Consider the following 5,919-nt stretch of genomic DNA (forward strand, 5'->3'; position numbering starts at 1 on the left):
AACTTGGTAGCTTTGATTTTCCACCCCTAGAACAAAGAGCATGTCCTGAGCTGGATTTGGATAAAGTGTAAGTTCATTTGTTATTTTCTCTACGGTAGACAAAGGCGGGGTTACAAGATTTAAGAAGGAAATATCATAACTGTACATAGACCTACCAAAAGTACCTGCAATTAATTTTTCGTTTTCGTAATCAATCTCAACATCCATTACAGCAATAACTGGCATATCCGTTCCCAAATAAGTCCAATTTAAACCCGTGTTTTGAGTAATGAACACTCCTGCATCGGTTCCCACAAAGATTACACTATCACTAGTCCCGTTCGCAATACAAATACTATTAATTCCTATTGGTGGTAGGTCACCAGAAATATCTATCCAAGTATTGCTGTTTGCAGTCTTTCGAAATAAATAGGATGCACTATCACTATTAAAATAGCCGTTAAAACTTGCATACACAACATTGAGATTTTCGTAGCTCAATTTTATATCGGTAACATACTTTTGAGGCAATGGGGATCCGGGTGTAAGATCTACAAACGAGGCAGGGCCATTTTGAATATTACTTGATTCAAATATTTTACCATCCGTACTCCCTGTGTAAACAACATTATTGCTATACAGACCTATTTCAACCTCCGAGAGTGAATGAAAAGTATTTTGTCCTCCTAGGTTATTCGTTAAATCATTAGAAAGAATGGAATAAAACGTATTGGGTAAATTACTGACCACATTTAGCCTATCTGACCCAAACAACAATCTCCCCGAACCATTTATATAATGTACAGCTGGATTTGTATGGATGGCAAGGTTATTCGGAAATTCAAATAAATCTACCGTTTTAGACTTTAACTTACTCCCTGTACTATACACATAGCTCAACGTGTCATTCGCAAAAACCTTGTAAGCTGTATGACCCGGAAAATAAGGATCTCTACTCCAATTTTGATTATTAAGCTCATCTCCATACACAATACCTATATGTTGTGCTGCCCCCATGTAAAAATTTGGGTAATCACTTAAGGGGGTTACATCATAATATTGTGTGATTGGCAAGTACCCGAGAGGAAGCCATTCCACTCCACTATTTTCAAAAACACCGTGAATGGATGCGACTTTGAAACTCGAATTACCATCAAAAAGGACATCATGAATATGTGACGTAGAGTTCTCTCTAAACCATTCGGATTTCTTCTCCCATGTAAGCCCAGCATCTGTGGAACTCCAAATTTCCAAACCCGGCATTACAACATGCTCCTCATTCAGGGGGTCTACATAGACACTTGTCAATTCCCAAGGTTGAAAATTATAAAAATCATACCCGTATGCATTGAAAAATAGTGCATCGTTTTTTCTGATTTGCCAACTTTGTCCTCCATCAAAGGATGCAAGTAACAACAAACCAGCCCCGTTGTTTTGCGCCACAACTACGTATACATAATCATCATTCGAGGGTGCAATTTCTACTCCTATCCTTCCGTTAATCGTATAGGGCAAATTCAAATTAACCAACTGCCACGTATCACCTCCATCTATACTTTTGTATAACTTGGTATCTACTCCTGTATGCACTCTTTTTCCAAATTGAAGCATGCGGTTATAATTTGCAGCATAGAGGATATTTGGATCTTGCTTGCTTCTAGAAATATCCACAACTCCACTTGAATCACTCACCAAAAGTTTCTGTTGCCAGGTAATTCCACCGTCTGTCGACCTATATATTCCTCTTTTATTATTTTTCTCAAAAGGACTCCCTAAACAAGCTGCTATTATTTCGTTTTCATTGCTTGGATTAACCGACAACTCTGCAACAACTCCCACATCATTGAGTCCCAAATTCACCCACGTATTGCCATAATCCGTTGACTTGTAAACCCCATCTCCAACGTAAGATGGATCCGAAAAGTTTACATCTCCAGTACCTACAAATAAAACACTATCATTAGAAGGAAGAGATTGGATTGTTGAAACACTCAAGAATACCTGATCATCGAACAGCGGTTGCCAACTCACGCCCCCATTTTCTGATCTAAAAACACCTCCATTTGCGGATCCTATATAAATAGTATCACTTCCCAAACGGGAAGAGTAAAGTTCATTTACAGATCCCCCAAGGTTTAATCCACCAATCAGATCCCAACTCTGATCTAAATCCGATTTTTGCAAGGCCTGGTTGTCCTTCATTTGCTTCACGTGCCGCATTGCCGATTTATACCCTTGAGTATTAAAAGACTGGTTTGGCGAAATTCGAGAACTGAAAACCGCTTCTTCCTTCTGCCCATAAAGAAATACAGAAAATGTAAATAATAAAACGATTAGTGGAAGTGTTTTCATAGCGTGAGGTTTTCCTTGCAAGATACAGGATATGAAACTTTTAGCCACAAAAAAAGCCCAAACTTTCGTTTGAGCTTTACTAGTCTATTTCTTTATCCTACAAGTGGAAATCTCTTTCAAATTCATCTTGCGTACCTAATGCTTTCAACATTTGTCCGTGTACTTTCAATGCTTTGAAGAAGGTCTTTTGCGAGTTGTATGGCAAATTGTATTCTTCTGCTGTTTTACGAACAATGTGAGAAAGGTTTGTATAGTGTACGTGACAAATATTTGGGAACAAGTGGTGTTCTACCTGGTGATTTAAACCACCTACGAACCATGTAAACCATTTGCTTTTTTGCGCAAAGTTTGCTGTGTTGAACAACTGGTTAACCGCCCAATCCGCTTTGATATTTCCTGAATCATCTGGAACAGGGTAATCCGATGAAGGAACAACGTGAGCTGGTTGGAAGATACATCCTAATGTTAAACCTGCGATGAAGTGTAACATGATGAAACATAAAACTGTTCCCCACCAAACCATAGGAGATAAAATCAATGGCAATACCAAAGTAACTCCGTAATACATGATTTTAGAAATAATCGTAACGGTCATCATGTGATTATAACTCTTCTGTTGTGTCTTCGTTAATCCTAACTTCTTGTAACGCGCCAATTGTTTAAAATCTTTTGCTGTAATCCAAGAAATTGTCATTAACCCATAGAAGAACCATGCGTAAATGTGTTGGAAACGGTGTGCTTTATAACGTTTTGCGTGTGGAGAGAAACGCATTAACTTTCCAGGATCGATATCCTCATCCATACCTGTTACGTTTGTATAGGTATGGTGCAATACGTTGTGTTGAATTCTCCATGTAACATCAGAACCTCCTAAACAGTTCAACGTAAATCCTAGAACAGAATTCACCCAAGCCTTTTTAGAGTAGGCACCGTGACAAGCATCGTGCATTACTGATAAACCGATTCCGGCCATTCCTAACCCCATCAACATCCACATGAATACGATGGCCAAGTTATTTTCTAGTGTTGTAAGTATCAATACTAAAGGAACGATGTATAGCGCCAACATGAAGATTGTTTTAATTTTCATGTTCCAGTTACCATATCTATCGATATTGTTTTCCTTAAAGTAATCTCTTACTCTTTTTTGCAAAGTTTTGTAAAATTCAACGTTGTGTTCTTTGTCGAATCTAATTTGTGATATATTCATTCAATAAGTTTTATAGCAAGTTCTTGCACAACTTGAAAGGGCAAATTTACTACATTAAACGCAGATAATCTATTTTAATTGGATAGCCCTCTAATTAACACTGCCTAATGTCTCCTCATTACCGTCTAACAACAATTAACAAATCACTGTTCTCCAATACGTTGCACAAGATACAACACAAAGACCGATTGTGAAAGTTTGATAATTATCAATGCTTGGAAGGCTACGCTTTTGGATTGAGGGTGGGAGTGTACGATCGTTTGAGGGTTTGAGGGTTTGAGGGTTTGAAAGGTTGATTTAAAAATTTAAAAATGAGTAGAGTAAAGAATTTGAGGGATTTGAAAATTCAAACACTCCAACCTACTTAACTTGAAACAAACACTTCTGGGCATCTAGAAATCTAGCCTTCTAACCGCTAACAAATTAATTCTGCTTTCTTAATTCTTAATTTTAAATTAACCTTCCTATTTTTGCACCCACTATAAAAAAGTAAATATGGCTTCTATTGAATCTTACGATTTTCAAAACAAAAAGGCACTTGTACGTGTAGATTTTAATGTTCCTTTAGATAAGGAGACTTTTGAGATAACTGATGACACGAGAATGCGTGCAGCATTACCTACCATTAACCACATCTTAAATAACGGTGGTGCAGTAGTATTGATGTCGCACTTGGGTAGACCCAACGGTCCAGAAGAAAAATTCTCTTTGAAACACATCGTTGCACACCTGTCTACTTTATTGAATAAAGAGGTGAAATTCGTTAACGATTGTATAGGAGCTGAAGCTGAGGCGGTAACTTCTAACTTAAAAGCTGGTGAAGTTGCTTTGTTAGAAAACTTACGTTTTTACAAGCACGAAACTACAGGAACAGAAAGCTTTGCTAAACAATTAGCAGCACACGGTGATGTTTACGTTAACGACGCATTTGGAACAGCACACAGAGCGCACGCAAGTACAGCTATCATTGCTAAGTTTTTCCCGAATGATAAAATGTTCGGTTTCTTATTAGAAGGAGAAATTAAAAGTGTTGAGAAAGTATTGAACTCAACTGAAAAACCATTAACAGCTATTGTTGGTGGGGCAAAAGTAAGTTCTAAGATTACAATCATTGAGCGTTTGTTAGACAAGGTAGACAACTTGATTATTGGTGGAGGAATGGCCTACACTTTTGTAAAAGCTCAAGGTGGTGAAGTAGGTAACTCTTTAATTGAAGATGATTACTTAGAAACAGCGAGAAATATTATTGCCGAAGCTAAAAACAAAGGCGTTAATATTTGTATTCCTACAGATACGATAATTGCTGATGCATTTGATAACAATGCGAACACACAAGATGTTGCCATTGATGCTATTCCAGCAGGATGGATGGGGTTAGACATTTCTAAAAACTCTATGGAAGAATTCGCGAAAGTAATCGAAGCTTCTAAATTGATTTTATGGAACGGACCTATGGGTGTTTTCGAAATGGAGAACTTCCAAGCAGGAACGGTAGCCGTTGCTAATGCAATTGTAAAAGCAACTGAAAATGGAGCGTTCTCTTTAGTAGGTGGTGGAGATTCTGTTGCTGCAGTTAACAAATTCAACTTAGCAGATAAAGTTTCTTACGTTTCTACTGGTGGTGGTGCAATGTTAGAATACTTGGAAGGAAAAGTATTGCCAGGTATCGCTGCAATCAACAACTAAGAATTATAAGGAGCACGTAATTGTACGTACACCTTTAAAACATATAGAAAGTCGTGTCTTTAATTAGGCGCGACTTTTTTATTGGCAGTAAACCAAAACATTGGTTCAAACGTTATTACAAAAATGCATGTGAACCATGATTATCGATTCTACATATACAACCAAGGAAGAAGAAAACTTCATTCGCGCCAAAGTAGGAAAACCTATTTCTATTTTTAAACGCCTACAGCTAGGTGGCATAGGGTCTTATAAAATGACAGTGAAAGCCTATTCTGATGGATTTAAATTGCTCAGAAATTCAATAGATACACTAACGGCTAATATAGAACTCCGTCCTAAAGGCATCCTGATTCACCTCAATCAACGTGGAACACGCTTTACCTGGGTAATCGCTTATCACCATTTGGCTGTTTTTAGCTCAGACACTTACAATTTACATGCTGCGGGAGAATTCATTAAATTCGAAAAGAACAAAGCTTTTCACGTCAATGAAAAATTCCTCATGCGTATGCTTCAAGAAAAGCAAAAATATATCACGCACTAATGCACGTGATATTGCTCAACCACTACCTTAAAATTGCGCAAGGTAAAAGTAGAACCACCTTTATTCCAGATATAAACTTTTATACTTTTCACCTCACCGAGTAAGTCTATCATTTCTCGAGAAACTTCAATATACTTGTCTTCATCCC

The 5,919-nt window shown here is 37.5% G+C and carries 4 protein-coding genes; 2 read left to right on the forward strand and 2 right to left on the reverse strand.

Translation table 11 applies throughout. From position 1 onward, the window contains the following. Both AC22ZQ_RS11870 and AC22ZQ_RS11875 read right to left on the reverse strand, forming a co-directional pair. Positions 1-2,331 (reverse strand): beta propeller repeat protein (locus AC22ZQ_RS11870; RefSeq protein ID WP_318958984.1); only part of this gene is annotated, 2,331 nt, incomplete at its 3' end. A gap of 97 nt (positions 2,332-2,428) precedes the next feature. Next, a complete protein-coding gene (locus AC22ZQ_RS11875) occupies positions 2,429-3,541 on the reverse strand; it encodes a fatty acid desaturase family protein (RefSeq protein WP_318958985.1) in 1,113 nt (370 codons plus the stop codon). 495 nt (positions 3,542-4,036) lie between these two features. Between AC22ZQ_RS11875 and AC22ZQ_RS11880 the strand changes: the two genes are divergently transcribed. Next, positions 4,037-5,227, forward strand: coding sequence for a phosphoglycerate kinase (locus tag AC22ZQ_RS11880; RefSeq protein ID WP_318958986.1), 1,191 nt, complete (start codon positions 4,037-4,039; stop codon positions 5,225-5,227). Between the two features lie 136 nt (positions 5,228-5,363). After that, positions 5,364-5,771: a hypothetical protein gene (locus AC22ZQ_RS11885; protein WP_318958987.1), complete on the forward strand. Its 408-nt coding sequence runs from the start codon at positions 5,364-5,366 to the stop codon at positions 5,769-5,771. Positions 5,772-5,919: the final 148 nt, after the last annotated feature.

The organism is Lishizhenia sp. (assembly GCF_057456495.1).

Bases quoted from the DNA above. Each gene is read 5' to 3' on its own strand.
- AC22ZQ_RS11875 (WP_318958985.1), bottom strand. From the start codon at position 3,541: ATGAATATATCACAAATTAGATTCGACAAAGAACACAACGTTGAATTT.
- AC22ZQ_RS11880 (WP_318958986.1), top strand. From the start codon at position 4,037: ATGGCTTCTATTGAATCTTACGATTTTCAAAACAAAAAGGCACTTGTA.
- AC22ZQ_RS11885 (WP_318958987.1), top strand. From the start codon at position 5,364: ATGATTATCGATTCTACATATACAACCAAGGAAGAAGAAAACTTCATT.